Source organism: Zymomonas mobilis subsp. mobilis ATCC 10988 (assembly GCF_000175255.2).
Taxonomy (GTDB): Bacteria; Pseudomonadota; Alphaproteobacteria; order Sphingomonadales; family Sphingomonadaceae; genus Zymomonas; species Zymomonas mobilis.
Map to the genome: position 1 here is coordinate 1 of NC_017184.1, position 18,461 is coordinate 18,461.

Genomic DNA, 18,461 nt, shown 5'->3' on the forward strand with positions numbered 1-18,461 from the left:
TATCAACCCAATATTCGAGGTGCTTTATGGCAACCCACACACGTGAAAAATTCGCCACTCAGGTTGATATGGAGATACTGAACACGGTTAGAAACCTTGCCCAAAACGAAGGGAGACAGATTCAGTCTTTAGTTGAAGAGGCACTATCTGATCTGATCGAAAAACGGAGACTTAATCAGCCTCGCAGCCGGGTTATGAATATCTATCAGGCAAGCCACAAGAATTTTGCAACGCTATACAAAAAATTAGCTGAATGAGTGAGTTTATCACCCTTGTTGAAGCTTTGGCTATTCATACTGATCAAATAGATCGATATGGAGGGTCTTACGGGATCCGAGATAAAGGATTATTAGAGGCTGCCTTGTTTCGTCCGCAGACAGGCTATTATAACGATCTTATACAAAAATCTGCTGCACTTTGGGAAAGCCTTGCCCAAAACCACCCATTCATTGATGGTAACAAGCGAACGGCTTTTGCAGTCACCTATACATTTCTTGCCTTGAATGGTGTCTTGATTTCGGCAGATGCTGAAATGGCCTATAGTTTTATCAGCGAGCTTTATCGAAATAACAACTTTGAATTTGAGATTTTAGATCAATGGCTTCGATTGAATACTGTTAAGCATTCCGCTTGATGGCTAAAAGATATTGGTATTTATGGTGACCGTGTTGACCGTAAACGACTTACTACAACCACTGATGAAGATACGGTTTCTGGTATGTATCCAACTCCAGCCACTGTCCGGCATTCTTTGGGTATGAGCCAAAAAGATACCAATTTTCATATGGCAGAGGACTCATTCAGAGTGGTGTTCTGTATGCAATTTCATAGTTAGATAAACTGTTTTAGCGCGGAATAATATGCTTCATTAGGTTCTATAATATTATTTCAATAATGTTTTTTCAGACCCTTTGCGTTCGATGCCATCCAAGCCGCGGGCTTTTTTCACCCCTCTATTTTCGCTCACTCGTATTGGCTCAAACATACCATAAACCCTCCATATTTAGCCTTATAAAGCGGCATATAGCTAAAAACAAGCTGGAACCCTCATCTCATTTCATCTCAAGGCAGCGCATTTAAGCAAATTGTCTGTTTTTAGCAAAATTGGAGAGTTGAGGCGTTGATTTATGCAGCTCATAAAAAGACAGAATGCCAAGGCAGCTCTCTAAAATCAAAGTCATATTCTGTTATGCAGATTTAGCCTAAAATCGATGATATTGAAAACGGCAACACGTCTGTTTGACTATAAGGTCAGAATATAAAAAATTATCGAAAGAAGCGAATATTTTCTAACAAATTTAGGCGGGCCAGATAGGCCTGTTCAAGACATATACAACCCATGTGATTATACTTGTATCATGAAAAGGGTGCTGTAAAATTAAAAATAATTAGCTCCGTAGAGGTTTAAAATGACATCTATCCCTCAATCATCAACTGATAACAGTGATACCCTTTGGCATAGCATCGTCATCGCTGCTAGCTATGATGACGGTGCCGCTGCTCAAGAGCACTTAGACGCAGGCTTTCCCGTCTATTATGTTGAAGACGACACACCAGAAGGTCTCCTGATTAAGGAATATCCTGATGGCCATCGTGAACTTGTTCGTTTCAATGAAACGGGTGATGAAGTTATCAAAACTCTATGAGTTTGCCTCATCTATGGATATTCGCGGGCCCGAATGGTGCAGGGAAGTCTACTCTTGCGCAACGTTATGTAGCTAGGCTCAGGACTCATTCTTTGAGATAGAAGATGAAACTTGCTGCGATATGGATTGCTGACATGAATGTGTGAGCGCACCGGTCGTATCGTGTTGCGACACGCCGCCAGTCTTTGAGCTTTGCGAACATATTTTCGATGAGGTGACGCTTTTTATACAGATGCCAGTCGTAAGGCGGCTTTGATTTCCGGTTCTTCTTCGGCGGAATACAGGCGGTGATATTCCGGTCTGCGAGAGACTGTCTGATTTTATTACTGTCGTATCCCCGGTCCCCGAGAATTTCTTGTGTTTCTTCCGGCAGATTTGCCAGCAGAACATCCGCGCCTTTGAAGTCACTGACCTGACCTGCGGTCAGATGCAGCCGGACAGGGCGGCCCTGACTATCGCATACAGCGTGAAGCTTTGAGTTCAGTCCGCCTTTCGTGCGTCCGATATGGCGGGGAAAAGCCCCTTTTTGAGCAGGGAGGCCGCTGTCCGGTGTGCTTTCAGATGTGTTGCATCGATCATCAGACGCTTTGAACGGCCTGCCTGCTCCGTCAGGGCGACGAAGATCCGGTCAAAGACACCCAGGCGGCTCCACCGGATAAACCGGTTGTATAAAGTCTTGTGCGGGCCATACGCTTTCGGGGCGTCTTTCCACTGAAGGCCGTTGCGGATCACGTAAACGATCCCGCTCAGGACACGACGGTCATCGACACGCGGCACACCATGCGCCAGTGGAAAAAACGGCTTAATCCGTTCCATCTGGTGCTCAGACAGCAAAAACACGTCACTCACAGCTTCACCTCCATCGGTAAACCTGTGAATCACAACAGCCCGCTCAACTCAAGAAATTAACAGGTCCTGAGCCTAGTTTTTGTCGGAGTATCAAGCGTCCATCAATCTCGAAGCCGGGTGGCTGAACGCATATTAAGAGGTGGTCATGCAGTGCCTCCGGCAGATATTGAACAGCGCTTCGGGCGGAGTATGACCCATCTGGCTCAAGCTATACAAATAGCGCATCGGGTTTTATTGCTTGATAACAGTAGCAAGAGATTGCGACTTCTTGTTAGCTGTGAGAATGGGCGCGTCAAGCATATTAGCGCCCATCTACCCAGATGGGTTCAAACCGTAGCAGACTCACTTATTGGATAAGAGCCGTTAGCTAAAAAATTTTCTACTTTTTAATAGCGCACCCTACGTTTTTAGAGCGATATCTTAGAATAGAAAAAGCAGCATATTTTACATTCAAATTACACTTAATGAATATTCAAATAACATTATAATACTATTTTTTTAATATACTATATAAGGCCATACTTATAAGTGCAGATCGACCCATTCCCATAGCTTCAGCGCGTTCATCAACTTTCCGCAAAAGTTCTGGAGCAATGGTGATGCTCACCTGCCTTTTATGGCCTTTAGCAATTCCTTTTTCATAAGTTTTTGACTTATTACTTTCTAGTTTTGCATCTGGCGCAGCCGTTAAAAAAGCTGCAGCTGCATCCTCTTGAGATTGATTAAATTTTATCTTTTTATGAATTGCCATTTGATATTAATCCAATATTATTTGAATATTCATTCAACATTAAAAATACTATCAACCAATATATTTATTTCAGCGATAGCTTTTTGATCTCGCGGTAAACTTTCAACAACAGACAAACCTGCGCCTCCAGCATTACTAAAAGCTTTCCGACGACGAATAGGTGTTGGCAGATAGGTAAATTGTGGAAGATCAGCTAAAGCTGCCTCAGCGTCAGCATTATCACTTGAGTTAGCACCTGGGTCAGCTTGGTTCATCACAGCCAATGAACGCAAACCATCACGGACGCTGCGAGCTTCATCAACCAAATTTGCCATATCATCCAATGCCCAGACATCATAAGAACGAGGAGCAAAAGGAACAAGAAGCGTATCTGCCAAGATCAGCGAAGCTCTCAAAGCCGTTGAATCTCGACCTCCGACATCGATAATAATGTCTTCCCATTTATGAGCCTGTTGCTGAACCTGCGCTCTAAGCTGTGCTCCATCAGCGTATTGCGCACAGGCAATTCCTGGAAGCTTTTGCGCTTCGGCACGGGCAGCTATAGCAGCGGCAGCTGTTCCTTGGCGATCACCATCAATGAGCCATACATCGCGACCAGCCAAGGCTCTAGCTATGGCTATCTGCACGGCAAGCGTTGTCTTGCCGACACCGCCTTTCGTATTGGCAATAGAAATAATCACAAAATAACCTATAATGAATATTCAAGATACATTCTTTATATGTTCATTATATTGTTAAATCAATATTGATTATACATCATATTGAATATTCAAAATACATTAAAATAATATTAAAAATATTTATAAAGATTCTCAAAAAATGTAATGACATTGACATTACAAAAGGTTATATTAAATGGTATTCAAGGAGCCCACTTATGGTAGCCACAACAACAATATCTTCACCGAAAAAACGAGAAGCGCTGAATATTAGAATTAAACCGGAAGAACGTGATTTAATAGATCGAGCGGCAAAAATTCAGAGAAAAAGCCGTACTGATTTTGTATTAGAGGCAGCTTGTAGGGCTGCAGAAGAAGCACTGTTCGATCAATTAATCATTACTGTAGATCCCAAGGCCTATACTAATTTCTTAACACGCCTTGATATGCCACCACGCCCAAATGATCGGCTGCAAAAAACCATGCAAACGGTAGCTCCGTGGGATAAGCTGTGACAATAACAGCCCCAGAATTATTATCCCCAGAACATCAAGTTGACTTATTTCAATCTGGTGTAAAGAGCCTTGATCTATGGCTGAAAAAGCGTGCTTTAAAAAATCAAATGACAGGAGCCTCTCGCACATTTGTAGCCTGTAAAAATCGACGGGTGATGGCCTATTATGCTCTGGCATCTAGCGCTATCACTATAAAATCAGCCCATGGACGATTTAGGCGTAATATGCCAGATCCTATTCCTGTTGTCGTTTTAGGGCGGCTTGCTATTGATCAATCTTTACATAACCAAGGCGTTGGACGAGCAATGGTAAGGGATGCAGCCTTAAGGATAATACAGGCAGCTAATACTATCGGCATTAGAGGTATGCTCGTTCATGCGCTATCTGATGAAGCCAAATCTTTCTACGAACATATCGGTTTCGAACCGTCTCCAATCGACCCAATGATGTTGATGATTACATTAGCCGATTTAAAGTCGAGCCTTGACTAGGCTCAGGACCTGTTAATTTCTTGAGTTGAGCGGGCTGTTGTGATTCACAGGTTTACCGATGGAGGTGAAGCTGTGAGTGACGTGTTTTTGCTGTCTGAGCACCAGATGGAACGGATTAAGCCGTTTTTTCCACTGGCGCATGGTGTGCCGCGTGTCGATGACCGTCGTGTCCTGAGCGGGATCGTTTACGTGATCCGCAACGGCCTTCAGTGGAAAGACGCCCCGAAAGCGTATGGCCCGCACAAGACTTTATACAACCGGTTTATCCGGTGGAGCCGCCTGGGTGTCTTTGACCGGATCTTCGTCGCCCTGACGGAGCAGGCAGGCCGTTCAAAGCGTCTGATGATCGATGCAACACATCTGAAAGCACACCGGACAGCGGCCTCCCTGCTCAAAAAGGGGCTTTTCCCCGCCATATCGGACGCACGAAAGGCGGACTGAACTCAAAGCTTCACGCTGTATGCGATAGTCAGGGCCGCCCTGTCCGGCTGCATCTGACCGCAGGTCAGGTCAGTGACTTCAAAGGCGCGGATGTTCTGCTGGCAAATCTGCCGGAAGAAACACAAGAAATTCTCGGGGACCGGGGATACGACAGTAATAAAATCAGACAGTCTCTCGCAGACCGGAATATCACCGCCTGTATTCCGCCGAAGAAGAACCGGAAATCAAAGCCGCCTTACGACTGGCATCTGTATAAAAAGCGTCACCTCATCGAAAATATGTTCGCAAAGCTCAAAGACTGGCGGCGTGTCGCAACACGATACGACCGGTGCGCTCACACATTCATGTCAGCAATCCATATCGCAGCAAGTTTCATCTTCTATCTCAAAGAATGAGTCCTGAGCCTAGGCAATCCAATTCTATCTCTATGAGCAAGTAATCTCGCTAAAGATGGGGGTATTTCAGCTTCGATTTCTGGATTGGACGTTGCTTTTAAAGAGATACCCAGAAACCTTAATGCTCGAATGACGCGCACAAGTTCAGCGGTTTCCTTTCCTGTCTCGATATTGGAAACCCAACGGCGAGAGACACCTATTTCTTTAGCTAGAGCTGTTTGAGATAGAGATAATGCACGACGACGCTCTTTTATAAGATAACCAAAGTCATATGCCGTAATCAGTTTTCGATCTTTGATCATGCCCGTGCCTCCTATAGGAGGCACGCTATCGTTGAAACCGATAAGAGGCAAATAATTTCTAGTTTTGCTGCAAAGAGGCGGTAGAATTGAAAGACACTGTTGTCTTTTCTCTACCGCCTCTTTTAATTAAATATTCCTATTGTCATAAGAATACGATATGCAAATACCTAAATATTTAATTAAAAGATATTTAGGTATTTGTATTTCATTCTAATTTTTTTGCGGCAATATCATAGATTTTTCCATTATTACGGACACCGACCGCAATAATAATTAATTTATGCTGGGACGTATCAAGCTGGTAAACTACGCGATATGCCGGCGATTGAAGTTTCAGCTTATAGAATCCTGCCAGATCGCCTGACAAAGGCTTTGCGAGAGCGGGATTTCTGCAAACTTTTTCTATTTGTTTAGCGAAGCGCTTTTTTACATCTTGTGGCAATTTTTTCCAACACTTTTCGGCATTACCATTATAATAATGCACGTCATATGTTGTGTCATTGCAAGAGTTCATCGAACGTAACTTTCTTTAATTTTGCCGGTTCTTTAAGCCGGCTTTTGACAATGGATAATAATTCGGCATCCTCAGCAGAAATTATTTTTTTCCTGATGGGGAGTTTGTTTTCTTGAACGATATATTTAAAGATATCTCTAATTAAATCGCTCGGCGTTGTTCCAAAATTCTTTATTTTATCATAAGCATTCTCCTTCAGATCCTGATCTATACGCAAACTAATTTGCGACATTTTCATTTTTCAATCCTTTTGATATTTTTTATTTTAATTTGTATTTTTAATATTAAATAAAATTATTTTAATTTGTTTTTTAATTGTTTTATTTCATTTTTTTACTCCAATTTTTTATAAATTAAATATTTTGTGGCACCTGTATAGCATAAATCTACACAAATGCAATACAATAATAGGAATTACAAAAAACAGGTGATTTTCGGCCAGAGATAGAGAGTGGATATTTCTGGCCAGAAATATGGGATAAAATAGACGAAAAACTTTGACGACAAAAAAGAGCGCCGAATAATCGGCGCTCTTGGTTTTACGACATACCCTATAAAATATATGGGACTATATTTGGATTACTACTTGTTAGATCATAACAGCTGAATGATGATCTGTTTGTTTTTGAGCTTTTAAGGTCAAAGAAGCGATCATACCAGAACGAGTTTCTCCTGCCTTTTTGGCCAAGAGATCAAGACGTTCGAGAACTCTTTCAGGTAAAGTAATGTTTACCCGCTTTACCCTATCACTCAACAAAGCTGGATCTATATTGATAAAACCGAAAGACCATCCTTTATAAGCAGGGTTCTTATATAAATCTGAGATAGAACTAGGTACAGGAATATCTTGACCACTATCTAATGTGGCATCGATCCAAGCAGATGCGGCTTCTTCAGCATTGGCAATAGCTTCATCCATCGTATCGCCAGCCGAGAAGCAACCGGGTAAATCCGGTACGACAATACCAAAAGCCGTAGATTTTGTATCTGGCTCTATAGCAACAGGATAACGCATAAACTTCTCCTACAATCCGGCTTGCTTACGGATAGCCCGAACAAGCCCAACACCAAGTTCCTTTTTAGGATGTGGTATCGTGATATGATGAGAGTAATGAGGATGTCTGAAAACGTGATGAGAGCCACGTGTTCGGTCGAGTATCCATCCTGCTTTTTCAACTTCTTTGATCAAATCACGACTTTTCATGTTATGTATAATACACATTTATAGATTTGATGTAATCGCTATAATTTGGTTTTTAAAAATTAGCTTTTTATTACATTATCGATAATGCGAATTGTTAGAAATTTGATAGATTCCCGAAGACCCTAATTCCTTTCTCGCCAAGCCTGTGAGCGAAGCGAGCAGCGCCGAGATAGTAATGGGCGGTATGCTTTGAGAAGGATAGCTGTAGGTGTCATGGACGCATCTGTCTTGTTTGGATAAGGAGGCGGGCGGTTTCATCTGGAGAGATAGCCATCCATCCATTGTTTTTCCGTTTATTTCTGTGGTTCAGGCAAGCGTTGATTTGATCGGGACGATAACCGCGAGCTTTAAGAGTTAAGAGGAAAGGATCGTTATCAGGTTTTCGATCATCAATAGCGTCTGCACTGCCTGCTGCGGCAGGAGCAGTGCAGTCCTTATTCTCTTTTTCGTTTTTAAATTGATCGGAGCGGTTATTATTAAAATAATTATAACAGGATAGAGTATAAGAATTGAACTCGCGTTGATTGTCCGAAATTTGGGGCTTTTTTGAGGTATCCTCCTTGGAGATTTTGGAAGATGTTTTAACCTCTTCCTGATCGGCCTGTACTGCCTTCTTAGCCTGCTCTTCTTGTTCCCATTGTTCCGCCCGCTCGATAGATTTAGCAAGCTGTATGAGCGAATCCGTTAGCTCTGTTGGCTCTTTATCGCCCGATATCGCTTTGACGAAATCTTCGGGCGGCAAGCTTTCAACGATAGCCTTGGTTTCGGCTTTGTCCGCCTCTTGGGCGTGGTCGATATCGTCAGGAATAGGCGCATTCCTCCGGCGCATGACACGCTCGAAAACCTGTCTGGCCAAATCTGGCCAAGCCTTGGGAGACAAGAAGCCGTAGGCGTTACTGGTCTGCTTACGGCGGGGGCCTTTGCCATCCGCCTTGACCTTGATTGATCGACGTATCCAGCGGATGAAGCCTAAATCCTGTAATTGCCTCAGCAATTTGACGACCGTCGCACGGGCATAGCCGACACGATCGCATATTGTGTCGAGGGTCGGCTCCAGACGGCCAGTTTTAAAGTCGACCATCCGAAACAGCATCTTTAGAAGACGAACGGCCTTATCGCTTAAACCCTTGGTTTTGATCGAATATTGATCGACCGCTTCCAAATAGGCACCGATCTCTTGCGGATTGACCGGCTTCCAGACTGACTTTTCGCGCTCGCCAACCTCATAAGAGTCACGATGCACAGGATCAGGAGTCCGACGGCGGGTTTTATAGCGGGTGGCTCGTTCGAGAGGGTCTTTGCGTCTCGCAATAGCTGTTTTACGGGCAATATCGGCAGCGGTTTCAGGATCAACGCCGTTTGATACCATCTGATCAAAATATTCGATTTCGTCAAAATCTGATGCAGAGGCTGTAATCTCACTATTGGTATTTGAGGCCGGAATTTCAGGATGAGCGCTATTGGCCAAGGGCATCGATTTAGAGAATGCGCGGTCTATTTTATGCTGTTCTGCGGCGTTATCCGCCATGATCTTTGCGCTGTCATATGGCATCCCCGTTTCGATTAACATGCTTCGATAAGTGCCACGCTTGAAACGCCCGAGCCTGTCGATAAAAGGACTGGTTTCGGGCGTCATTTCTTCAAAAGACGCAAAGGCAGGCTCTAAAGAAAAGACAGAGGCATCCGAGAGTGTCGCTGAAGAGGAAGAGGCGGTCATTGTGCGGGCTCCGGTCTTGGACGCAAAAAAGCCACAGCGAAGATTCTCCGCTGTGGCAGGCCTGAATTTGGGATAGATAAAAGCGAAGAGGCTGCGCCGGTTCTGATCACGGAACAAGCTTCCGGCTCATTGCCCGATCATTGACGATCTGGTTGATCAGAATACGAATAGAATTTTCAGGATGCCCTTTCCGCGAACGGCTGACCGCGAGCTTGGCTTTCTTGATGTCGTATTTCTGACCTTTCAGATCACGATAAGCCTCGGCAATCTGGCCATCCAAACGCGCCTTTTCTTCTTCAAGACGGATAATGGATTGGAGCTTTTCAGTCAGCTCTTCGGTCGCATGAATAGAACTCATAAGACGGTCTCTCCGGTGAGAAAATAAGGGATTGCCGAATAGGCATCGGCCAAGAACCCAAAATTGGAACTGGCGGAAACAGAACAGGTCTTTTCCAAATAGGAAAGGCTGAAAAAACAATGGGTCATAAGGATGACCCGAAATTTTCAATGAAGCCTGTCAAGCCGTCATTCGCCGTAGTTGCTGAACGCTTAATCACCTCGATAAGACTTAATATTTCAGTATTAAATCTTATTAATTCATCTTTTGAGACATTTTCTAGCAAGACATAAGAACGGGTCTCTTCTGCTTGTCGAATACATTCCAAACGATCCATAAGCAGACGAAGACCGCATTCCACCTGCCCCATATGAAGATATAGGGCGTTGCTGATCTTCTGCTTGAATGTGCTGATCTCGCCATCGACTACAGAAGGCATATTTTCGGCTGCTTTAATTGTCATTTTGGCACAACTTTGGCTTCGATGATTGGGGAGAATTCGGAGCAAATTTGAAAGAATTTCGCTCATGTGCAGAACGCAGAAAGATCATCTGCAATAAGAAACGATGGATATCTCGCCTCCTCAAATTCGACATAGATACCCTTAATTTTGGACTAGACAGCTCCTGAAATCGCATACAGAAAAGAAAGAAATCAGGAAGCATATCTGATAGGACAGCCGACTGCGAAATCATCCTACAAAGCTTTACTAATATTTAATAAAAATTCACAAAAACATTTTTTATTGACTCTTGTTATCCCAGACATGCTACCACCTGTTTTATGGATTCTTTAAGATTCGCCTGTAACTTAGATGTGGTTATTACAGATAATAACCATTTCAACAAGAAATTTTTATATATTTTTATAAACACCCGTTATCTTTTTAAAAAAACCATTATTTTTGGTCTCTTATTTGCTGCTTAGAGATTAGGCTGATTGTAAAATGCTGATTATGACGAGACATGCATCATCTGAAACAACAAAGATCGAAAAGGTGCGGCAATGGCTCCGTGAGGAAAGAAATTCTCGCGGATGGAGTGCAAATAGGCTTGCAAAAGAAGCCAAACTCTCGGCAGAAGCTCGTGGCAAAATATCAGATATCAAACAGCAAACTATATCTGCATTTGAAAATGGACAGACAAAAGGTATCCCAGAATGGGTAACTTTTGTAGCAGACGCGTTTGAAGATCATCCAACACCTTCGGTAATAAAGAATATTACTGAGTCAAAATGCACGGAAACCTCGGTAAAATTACCTACTCAAACAGAACTCCGGAAAATGCTGCTTGGTTTGTTAGCTCCGATGGAAATCGGAAGCCCAGACTCATGGAATCTTAAACAAAAAATAGCATCATCGCTTGCGCAAAGACTACCTATTGTGATGACGCAACCGCAGATATTCCATACCGAGATTTAATATCATCTCTTCCTGAATAACTAATATTCCTAACATGTTGGTTATTCAGAGAAATTTCCGAATGCCGCGTCCATGATTTTATAGAGAGCGCCCTGCCTTAGTTATTCTATGCGACACATCGGCTTAAAACAGGAAGCGTCTGCTTTCTTCAAAAGCCTTGGTCTGACTGCATCTGATGCTGTCCGCATGATGCCTGATAAAAGTCGTTCAAGACAAAGCTCTGCCTTTTGATCCTTTGTTCCAAACAAAAAGACATTGATTGCTATGAAAGACGCACGCGTCAGTAAATTAAAAAAATTCGACAGCACTCAATCTCTGATGGATGATCTTTATGCGGAGGATTGAACAAACATCTCAATTTAAACGCGATTATATAAAGAGAATAAAAGCCAGATCCGCAGTTAGATAAACTGCTTTAGCACGGAATAATATAGCTCATTAAATTCTGTAATATTACTTCAGAAGTGTTTTTTCAGCCCCCTTGCGTTCGATGCCAGCCAAGTCCCCAGTAAAATTGACCCCCTATTTTTTGCTCAAAGCTGTCAGCTCAAACGCACCCTAAATCTCTCGTATTTAGCCCTATAAAGCAGCATATAGCTAAAAATAAGTGGATACCCTCATCTCATTTCATCTCAAAAGCGAGAGGACGTCTAAGCATAGGAACCTTACTTGTAAAACTACCGCTGCTTCAATCAAAGGCTTCCTTGCCATCCCCTTTCTTCACCAACTGCTTGGCTATGATCCCGATAATCGTAATATCCACTATATATATTGTCAGTCATAGTCAGAACCAAGGCCAATCAAGCTTTCTAAAAAAGTATCCCAGACACCCTGTTTGCCCATTTGTGGAACCGAACATAGACAGAATTCCATTTTCTATAGTGTTATCTATGCCTCGCCATAGGCAACCTATTCGAAGGGCATAAAGCACCCCGTTAAAATTCGAACCGATTACCTTGACACTGATGCCACTAGCGGATTCGTTAGCTTGAGAAAAAATCATCTATAACCAGCAACCCTCGTCGCTCAGGTCTCCATGCATCCAATCTGTTTCCTAAAAACTCGATTTCAAATTACTCTTTCAAATATTTATAAATTTTTTATCAAATGAACTTAAAATAATGGAGTTTAGTGTTTTGGATGGAATATTTTCCTGAAAAATACTACATTTTTATTATAAACTTAAATAATTAATAATTATATATCCATATATTATTATAATAAATATTTAACCAATACGGTATTTAAAATCATATATTTTTATATATTTAGGTATTATTTAATCATTACAATTTATTTATATTTATTATTGAAAAATGGATTTTTCCAAAAATTGGAGGTTTCTCTATAATGTTGAAATATTTTTCACTTGTTCTGATGTCTATAATGGCATGTTGTTGGCAGACATCTGCATGGGCAGGCCAATGTTATAATTTGGAACGGAAAGAACCCTCCCAGTTAACAGGTATCATCGAATATATTATTTTCCCGGGCCCGCCCAATTATGAAGATGTTCAAAATGGAGATACACCAGAACCTAGTTACGTTTTAAAGCTTAGTAATCCGATTTGTCTTTCCGGTGATGAGTTCGCTGACCCCAAAAATCATTTCCAATCGGTTCAATTAGTTGGAACCAAGGCAACATCAAAACTGCTTCAGCAATTTTTGCATAAAAATGTGACTGTACAGCTTACCGATACTATGGCTGCAGCAACAGGACACCACCACGAACCCTTAGTAGCGACTGTAACGGCGGTTCGTCCTGTGTCTTATTCCGCTCCACAAGCCAAAGCCATGGACTTTATAGATGAATATGGAACGGCAGCGACAACGATACGGGCATTTTATACCGCATTAGGAGATGGGCAAGGTGCCGCAGCTTCTGCCTTAGTAGTCCCAGAAAAACGCTCGACGCCCGCCTTTTTGGCTTCAAATCTTACCAAATTTTATGGGAGTCTGACTGATCGGATACAATTACTGGATATTGCCCAAGAAAGCACGAATATCTTTATTGTGCGTTATCATTATGCCGCAAAATCGCATATCTGTAATGGCAGAGCATCTATTATGACCTCCATGCGGAATGGTCGGAATTTCATACAGTCTATTCATGCATTGAATGGCTGCTAGCTTTTATTGAAAAACGACTATCACACCATGATTCTTATTTGAAATAAGTATACATTCAGCGTATTATTGGTAGCAAATATATGCTGAATGTATATCAATAGGTGTAAAAATGGCGACAACAAGTTTCAATCTGCGATTGGATCAGGATTTGCGGGATCGAGCCTTTCCGGTATTAGAGCGTTATGGATTAAGCGCAGCGCAGGCATTTAAGTTATTTTTAAATCAAGTGGCCGAGACCAAAACGATTCCGCTATCTTTCGATTATGCTAAAGATGAGCCCAATATGACCACGCAAAAAGCGATGCTGGAGGCATTAAGGCGCACTGATTTTTCGGAAGCCTTTACGGCAGCAGAGGCCTTGAAAGTATTACAAGAGAACCATGATGCGTAAGGTCTTGCTTGAAAAACCATTCAAAAAAGACGCTAAAAAGAATTTTCTAGGTTCTGTTGACAAAGGAAGGCGAGGAAAGATTTTCTGGTTTTGTCATAGCGTGTGGCAATGTGTCTGAGCTGCTTCAGCTTATTAAACATCCGCTCAATACAATTACGATCTTTGTAGTACTGGAGATTATAAGGAATATACTTTTTTCGATTGGAACGAGGCGGGATAACAGGAAGGATGCCTCGAAAGAGTTGTTATCCAACAAGCAGCCGCACACGTTGCCGAATTTCTTCGAGTTCACCCGCAGATACTTTGCCTTTGCGTTTTGCATTTCGAGCGCGATAATCAAGACTTCTGACCTGATCGCATAAAACAACGCTTTCCTTTTTTCCAGCAATCAAGACCTCGAAAGGATAGCCTTTGATCTTGGTCGTTGTTGGGCAGCAAATCATCATGCCTGCTTTAGCATTGTAAGAAGCCGGACTAAGCACAACCGCAGGTCTATGACCCGATTGTTCTCTGCCAGCCTGCGGGTCAAAATCAAGCCAGACAATATCACCGCTATCAGGAATAAAAGCACTCACCAACTTTCACCGCCAACCGGCTGACCAAAATCTATTTCACCATGTCTATTATCATCCGTAATACCAGAGACCAGAGCCTCAAGAGTAAGAGCAGGAGTTATAGTAATCCGACCGCCTTCTTCCTGAATTTCAACTAGTTGGTTAAGCTGCAAGCAAGAGGCTTCGATAATATTAGCAGGGAGGCGAACGGCTGCGCTGTTACCCCATTTTCTGACAATTCCGAGCATGTCCGAATCCTCTTATAATAGTTAATACAATGTATATACATATAAACAGAAAAAGAAGCAAGAAACGGCATCAAAAACCATTGCACTGTGTAATAGCCGACATCTCGATGTGGTTAAGCGTGGTCTAGGAGACAAAACGCTTAAATGCCCTATTTATAAGGAGAAATGTGGCGAAGCTGCTGCTAAAAAAGTCAAAATAATATAATACTTTATAAGTATAAGACATCGAAATAAGAAAGTGAGCAAAATATGAATTTTTCTAGCACCTATTTTTTTATAAGTGTTGGAATTTGCTTTTTCGCTTTTTTTGAAAGCCTTGGATACAAATTTTTTGGTGTCAAAGATAACTCGAAAAGAGTCGGTTCTTTCTTGAGATGTCTCCTCTTGCTTCTCACTCCATTCGCGGCTTGTATTATAAAATTATGGGCAACTATCCACCACCCAACCTACTTAGTCTTTAAGGGTTTCTACATGGGGGTTTACGCATTTGTTGCGCTATACAGTTTTGCAATATTTCTATTCCCAACAAAAATAACTATCCCCCCTTTTCTAATAAAAATCACAAACAAGTTTTATGCGGCTATTCCTTCTATCTAATGGGCTATTTTGGTTTTGCTGGAATAATATTCCTTAGCTGATCGAGTAGGTCGGATATCTCGTCTTGACGGCTTAGTATTTTGTGAAGAGCTGATCGGACATCTGCCTCCGAAACAGCCTCACCTGGAGCGTCTACTAGACACATTTTCAATAACCCACCTAGTCGGCCAAGATCCCCCCGGAGATAAGCGACTTGCAAAAAGGTGTCTTGTTCAATTCGGCTAGGCGGATTGTGACCCAGTGCTAATTCTCGAAGAAGGGTTGATACTGGCAAGCGAACTTTTTCTGCTGTCCTCTTAATCTGATCGTATTCCTCTATAGTCATTCTGACTGGAACAGATTTCTGCGCCCTCGGTCCGACATTTTTATTCCATTGTTTTTCAATTTTCATCAGACGTGCCAGTCTTATTTCCGTTGAGCCGAAGGCGAATAAGGTTTGTTGCCGTATATACGGCAACCCATCTTGCCTTCAAAAGGGGAGAAATTTAGTTACATTTAGTTTCATTCTAGTTCAGCCTTTATTCTATGTAATTAAATGAACTTAAGTGACCTTAATTAAAACTAAGTGTAACTAAATGAAGCAAAATCAAATAGGATAGGTTCAAAATGGAGAGAAATCGGCGCGGCATGGTAAAAGTAAGATTTTTTGCCCGAAAAGATTTTATTTTTAGGAAATTAGAAAAAGGTTATTCCCGCCAGATGATCTTTGACGAGATCGGTAAAGAACTGGACTGCACCTATGAATGGTTTTGCCGGTTAATAAAAAAGGTAGAGACAGGAACGCTATAATTGACCGAGAAAAAAGGAAACTTTATTCCCCTTCCTAAACAAAATATGCGTTTAATCGTCCGTAAAGCAACATAGGAAGCCCTATACTTTCTTCGCCTAGCCTGTGAGCGAAGCGAACAGCTTTCTGTCTTCTAAGTGTATTTGAAAGCTTTTGGGTATAATTATGGCTTCATCTGTCGAGTTTTAATCAACAGCTGTGCTATTTCGTCTGGAGAAAGAGGCATCCAGCCGAGTTTTTTTCTTTTTTTGCGGTGTTGAAGGATAGCTGCGTTTTGATCTGTCCGAAATTTTCTAGCGTACAGAGCTAAAAGGAAAGGATCAGTTTGATCTTTTCGGGTTTTAGAGGTCTCCAGAGCGTTATTATATAAATAACTATAACTATATAGAGTATCAAAATTGAACTCTCGTAAAAATCCCGAATTTTGGGGTTTTTTCAAGGGTCGGTCAGGCGGTATTTTGCGCTCTTTTTTCTCCCCTTTTTCTGTCTCTCCCATGATCACTTCAGCAAACTCTTTTACGGGCAAACTTTCCAGCATTTCTTCCGTTGTTGCCGCCTCATTTTCTTGAGCATGAGAAAAGTCGTCGGGCAGGGGAATATGTCTGCGCTGCATGACATGCAAAAAGGCCTGTTTTGCTATTTCAGGCCAAGAGGCCGGAGATAAAAAGCCGTAAGCATTGCTGGTTTGCCTCCGCTGCGGGCGTGCATCTTCCTTTTTAATTCTGATTGATCGCCGTATCCAACGAAGGAATCCTTGCTCTTTTAGCTGCCTCAATAATCGGACAACGGTCGCACGAGCAAAACCAACCTTTTCAGAAATCGTCTCAAGAGTCGGTTCTAAACGGCCTGTTCTAAAATCAGCCATCCGAAACAGCATCTTTAGCAAGCGAACCGCTTTATCACTTAAAGCCCGCGTTTTGATCGAATACTGATCGACAGCTTCAAGATAGGCACCAATATGGTCTTTATTGATGGCTTTCCAAACGAGATGTTCACGTTCGCCCACTTCATAAGAATTTCTATGGACGGGGTCTAATGGCTTCAATCTGATTTCTGCGTGTTCCAGTGGGTCAAGAAATTTGGCTTGGGCGGTTTTATGGGCAATGTCTGCCGCAGATTCAGCATCTAAGCCGCTTTTTACGAGCTGACGAAAATAGTCATTCTCATCAAATTCAGGCTGTGGCGGTTGTTCGTTATAACTTCGGAAAACTAATTTATCCGTTGTTGCGCTAGTATCCTCTTGGGACTGAAGCTGCTGGATAAGATTAGAAGCACTTACTTTTGTCATTTTCCTGTCCTCTCTATGGACAGGGCTAGATTTCACTACACAATTTTTTACCTCAATAGAGGCTTGCGTATTCCTGCAACAATCATTAGAATCAACATTGCTTTATGTTGTTATGTCGGTTCTAGTAACCGTTACATTTCGAAATCAAAACGTCCGGTTGTTGAAGCAACCGGACGTTTTTTTTGCCCTGAAAGCATTTCAAAACTGGTTAAAGATTTACGCTTATTTTTAACTATCAGACAAGAGCATTTTTAAAAATTAGAAGAAAAACCTATTTTTATCCGAATAATTCAAAATGAGATCCAATTCTCACTAGTTAAATTATCCACTCATCAGCTTTCCAATAAATTAAAAGCAAGGCAGATCTAACATGATATTCCTAATAATTGCTCCCATTATCCGTTAAAGAATGATCTTTAAATCGGAGAGCAAGAAATTCATTCTTTGCAAGATTAATTATAATCGGGACAAAACATTTATCGAGAGATCTATCTGTTCTTTTCTCTTTTATAAGCTCGTCTAAATTGCAAAGTTTTCTCAATCTGCCGCATTCAAAGTAGCCATAAGAGATTGAATATCATCAAATTTTTTTAGTTTACCCGTTCGAGCCTCCAGCATTGCAGCAAGTGTTTTTTTGTTTGGAACCAAAGGTTCAAAGGGTAACGCTTTTTCTTGAACAACTTTTGTAAGCATCATTCGGACGGCGTCCGATACAGTAAGGCCTATACTACCCAAGATCGCAGCAGCTTCCTGTTTTATTTGCCCATTAATCCGAGCTTGCACTAACTGATTAGCCGCCATTTTTATTCCATTTTTGAATGACAAGATAATTCATAGTATCTGCTTTTAATGATTTTGAAAAGCGATGTTTTTTCAGACCCGTTGTGTTCGCGATCAACCAAAGCCTGCGGTAAATTCAACCCTCTGTTTTGACGCGCGCTCTATTAACGCAGATATAGCCTAAATCTTCCCAAATACAGCTTATAAAGCGGGTTATTTAATAGAATAAACCCGCCCCACTCAACGCATTTTGACGCAGCACTACCAATCTAAGCAACACGCTGGTTTTTAGCGAAATTGGACAGCTCAATAGACATTTTATTAAGCAAAACGATTACAATATGATTTCAGATAGCTAACTTTAACCCACTATCTGGCACTCTACTGGAAAGATAGAGAGTATGTTTTGTCTTACTTGGCTGTCATTATTTATCATGATAAATAA

At 41.8% G+C, this 18,461-nt stretch carries 26 protein-coding genes and 1 pseudogene; 10 read left to right on the forward strand and 17 right to left on the reverse strand.

The window, feature by feature from the left end; genetic code table 11:
• Window positions 1–26 precede the first annotated feature (26 nt).
• The 3 genes from ZMOB_RS09510 to ZMOB_RS09520 all read left to right on the forward strand — a co-directional run bounded on the left by ZMOB_RS09510 (window position 27) and on the right by ZMOB_RS09520 (window position 1,646).
• Window positions 27–257 carry a hypothetical protein gene (locus ZMOB_RS09510; protein WP_012817662.1) on the forward strand — a complete coding sequence of 77 codons (231 nt, stop codon included), beginning with the start codon at window positions 27–29 and terminating at the stop codon, window positions 255–257.
• The gene (locus tag ZMOB_RS09515; protein ID WP_012817663.1) at window positions 254–634 is read left to right on the forward strand and encodes a type II toxin-antitoxin system death-on-curing family toxin; all 381 of its coding nucleotides are present in this window, start codon (window positions 254–256) and stop codon (window positions 632–634) included. Before ZMOB_RS09510 ends, ZMOB_RS09515 begins: the two co-directional genes overlap by 4 nt.
• A gap of 775 nt (window positions 635–1,409) precedes the next feature.
• Complete coding sequence (locus ZMOB_RS09520) at window positions 1,410–1,646, forward strand: hypothetical protein (RefSeq protein WP_014466464.1); 237 nt, start codon at window positions 1,410–1,412, stop codon at window positions 1,644–1,646.
• An 85-nt stretch (window positions 1,647–1,731) separates the two neighbouring features.
• Here the strand turns inward: ZMOB_RS09520 and ZMOB_RS10025 are convergent.
• Window positions 1,732–2,495, reverse strand: a protein-coding gene (locus tag ZMOB_RS10025; protein WP_099045773.1) for an IS5 family transposase whose coding sequence is annotated in 2 segments (ribosomal slippage) — window positions 1,732–2,162 and window positions 2,162–2,495 — 765 coding nt in all. Because the reading frame shifts where the segments join, the coding sequence is not laid out codon by codon here.
• Window positions 2,496–2,612: 117 nt separating this feature from the next.
• Here ZMOB_RS10025 and ZMOB_RS10140 point away from each other — a divergent pair.
• Window positions 2,613–2,852: a hypothetical protein gene (locus tag ZMOB_RS10140; protein ID WP_185737979.1), complete on the forward strand. Its 240-nt coding sequence runs from the start codon at window positions 2,613–2,615 to the stop codon at window positions 2,850–2,852.
• A gap of 133 nt (window positions 2,853–2,985) precedes the next feature.
• Here ZMOB_RS10140 and ZMOB_RS09530 read toward each other — a convergent pair whose 3' ends face one another.
• On the reverse strand, window positions 2,986–3,246 hold the full coding sequence (locus ZMOB_RS09530; protein ID WP_014466466.1) for a ribbon-helix-helix protein, CopG family: 261 nt from the start codon (window positions 3,244–3,246) through the stop codon (window positions 2,986–2,988).
• 29 nt (window positions 3,247–3,275) lie between these two features.
• Window positions 3,276–3,926: an AAA family ATPase gene (locus tag ZMOB_RS09535; RefSeq protein ID WP_014466467.1), complete on the reverse strand. Its 651-nt coding sequence runs from the start codon at window positions 3,924–3,926 to the stop codon at window positions 3,276–3,278.
• Window positions 3,927–4,123: 197 nt separating this feature from the next.
• Here ZMOB_RS09535 and ZMOB_RS09540 point away from each other — a divergent pair, with 197 nt between their 5' ends.
• The 3 genes from ZMOB_RS09540 (at window position 4,124) to ZMOB_RS10030 (ending at window position 5,747) form a co-directional block, all read left to right on the forward strand.
• Window positions 4,124–4,420 carry a type II toxin-antitoxin system TacA family antitoxin gene (locus tag ZMOB_RS09540; RefSeq protein WP_014466468.1) on the forward strand — a complete coding sequence of 99 codons (297 nt, stop codon included), beginning with the start codon at window positions 4,124–4,126 and terminating at the stop codon, window positions 4,418–4,420.
• A complete protein-coding gene (locus tag ZMOB_RS09545) occupies window positions 4,417–4,911 on the forward strand; it encodes a GNAT family N-acetyltransferase (protein WP_014466469.1) in 495 nt (164 codons plus the stop codon). Before ZMOB_RS09540 ends, ZMOB_RS09545 begins: the two co-directional genes overlap by 4 nt.
• A 72-nt stretch (window positions 4,912–4,983) precedes the next feature.
• A protein-coding gene (locus ZMOB_RS10030; RefSeq protein ID WP_099045773.1) for an IS5 family transposase occupies window positions 4,984–5,747 on the forward strand; the annotation gives its coding sequence in 2 pieces (ribosomal slippage) (window positions 4,984–5,317 and window positions 5,317–5,747; 765 coding nt in all).
• Here the strand turns inward: ZMOB_RS10030 and ZMOB_RS09555 are convergent.
• The 8 genes from ZMOB_RS09555 to ZMOB_RS09585 form a co-directional block, all read right to left on the reverse strand.
• The gene (locus ZMOB_RS09555; protein WP_014466470.1) at window positions 5,732–6,049 is read right to left on the reverse strand and encodes a helix-turn-helix domain-containing protein; all 318 of its coding nucleotides are present in this window, start codon (window positions 6,047–6,049) and stop codon (window positions 5,732–5,734) included. The genes ZMOB_RS10030 and ZMOB_RS09555 overlap by 16 nt on opposite strands.
• Window positions 6,050–6,254: 205 nt before the next feature.
• A complete protein-coding gene (locus ZMOB_RS09560) occupies window positions 6,255–6,563 on the reverse strand; it encodes a type II toxin-antitoxin system RelE family toxin (RefSeq protein ID WP_014466471.1) in 309 nt (102 codons plus the stop codon).
• Window positions 6,547–6,801: a type II toxin-antitoxin system RelB/DinJ family antitoxin gene (locus ZMOB_RS09565; protein WP_014466472.1), complete on the reverse strand. Its 255-nt coding sequence runs from the start codon at window positions 6,799–6,801 to the stop codon at window positions 6,547–6,549. Before ZMOB_RS09565 ends, ZMOB_RS09560 begins: the two co-directional genes overlap by 17 nt.
• Window positions 6,802–7,152: 351 nt before the next feature.
• On the reverse strand, window positions 7,153–7,578 hold the full coding sequence (locus tag ZMOB_RS09570) for a type II toxin-antitoxin system HicB family antitoxin (RefSeq protein WP_014466473.1): 426 nt from the start codon (window positions 7,576–7,578) through the stop codon (window positions 7,153–7,155).
• 9 nt (window positions 7,579–7,587) lie between these two features.
• Entirely contained in the window at window positions 7,588–7,767 is a 180-nt protein-coding gene (locus tag ZMOB_RS10035; RefSeq protein WP_080558567.1) for a type II toxin-antitoxin system HicA family toxin, read from the reverse strand.
• Between the two features lie 211 nt (window positions 7,768–7,978).
• On the reverse strand, window positions 7,979–9,484 hold the full coding sequence (locus tag ZMOB_RS09575) for a helix-turn-helix domain-containing protein (RefSeq protein WP_014466475.1): 1,506 nt from the start codon (window positions 9,482–9,484) through the stop codon (window positions 7,979–7,981).
• A gap of 106 nt (window positions 9,485–9,590) precedes the next feature.
• On the reverse strand, window positions 9,591–9,842 hold the full coding sequence (locus tag ZMOB_RS09580; RefSeq protein WP_014466426.1) for a GapR family DNA-binding domain-containing protein: 252 nt from the start codon (window positions 9,840–9,842) through the stop codon (window positions 9,591–9,593).
• 124 nt (window positions 9,843–9,966) lie between these two features.
• Window positions 9,967–10,284, reverse strand: coding sequence for a hypothetical protein (locus ZMOB_RS09585; RefSeq protein ID WP_041573486.1), 318 nt, complete (start codon window positions 10,282–10,284; stop codon window positions 9,967–9,969).
• 483 nt (window positions 10,285–10,767) lie between these two features.
• Between ZMOB_RS09585 and ZMOB_RS09590 the strand changes: the two genes are divergently transcribed.
• From ZMOB_RS09590 to ZMOB_RS09605, 3 genes are all read left to right on the forward strand, one after another.
• A complete protein-coding gene (locus tag ZMOB_RS09590; protein ID WP_014466477.1) occupies window positions 10,768–11,241 on the forward strand; it encodes a helix-turn-helix domain-containing protein in 474 nt (157 codons plus the stop codon).
• Between the two features lie 1,350 nt (window positions 11,242–12,591).
• The gene (locus ZMOB_RS09600) at window positions 12,592–13,371 is read left to right on the forward strand and encodes a hypothetical protein (RefSeq protein WP_014466478.1); all 780 of its coding nucleotides are present in this window, start codon (window positions 12,592–12,594) and stop codon (window positions 13,369–13,371) included.
• 109 nt (window positions 13,372–13,480) lie between these two features.
• On the forward strand, window positions 13,481–13,762 hold the full coding sequence (locus tag ZMOB_RS09605; protein WP_014466479.1) for a type II toxin-antitoxin system RelB/DinJ family antitoxin: 282 nt from the start codon (window positions 13,481–13,483) through the stop codon (window positions 13,760–13,762).
• A gap of 32 nt (window positions 13,763–13,794) precedes the next feature.
• Here ZMOB_RS09605 and ZMOB_RS10145 read toward each other — a convergent pair.
• From ZMOB_RS10145 to ZMOB_RS09640, 6 genes and pseudogenes are all read right to left on the reverse strand, one after another.
• Window positions 13,795–14,004 (reverse strand): annotated as a pseudogene (locus tag ZMOB_RS10145) (hypothetical protein); the annotation flags it as partial.
• 3 nt (window positions 14,005–14,007) lie between these two features.
• Window positions 14,008–14,337, reverse strand: a complete 330-nt coding sequence (gene mazF / locus ZMOB_RS09610; RefSeq protein WP_014466480.1) for an endoribonuclease MazF — start codon at window positions 14,335–14,337, stop codon at window positions 14,008–14,010.
• Entirely contained in the window at window positions 14,334–14,564 is a 231-nt protein-coding gene (locus ZMOB_RS09615; protein ID WP_014466481.1) for an AbrB/MazE/SpoVT family DNA-binding domain-containing protein, read from the reverse strand. Before ZMOB_RS09615 ends, mazF begins: the two co-directional genes overlap by 4 nt.
• A gap of 601 nt (window positions 14,565–15,165) precedes the next feature.
• On the reverse strand, window positions 15,166–15,552 hold the full coding sequence (locus ZMOB_RS09625; RefSeq protein WP_141933287.1) for a plasmid mobilization protein: 387 nt from the start codon (window positions 15,550–15,552) through the stop codon (window positions 15,166–15,168).
• A gap of 559 nt (window positions 15,553–16,111) precedes the next feature.
• Window positions 16,112–17,236, reverse strand: a complete 1,125-nt coding sequence (locus ZMOB_RS09635; protein WP_014466484.1) for a helix-turn-helix domain-containing protein — start codon at window positions 17,234–17,236, stop codon at window positions 16,112–16,114.
• 537 nt (window positions 17,237–17,773) lie between these two features.
• On the reverse strand, window positions 17,774–18,037 hold the full coding sequence (locus ZMOB_RS09640; protein WP_014466485.1) for a type II toxin-antitoxin system RelB/DinJ family antitoxin: 264 nt from the start codon (window positions 18,035–18,037) through the stop codon (window positions 17,774–17,776).
• Between the last annotated feature and the right edge of the window lie 424 nt (window positions 18,038–18,461).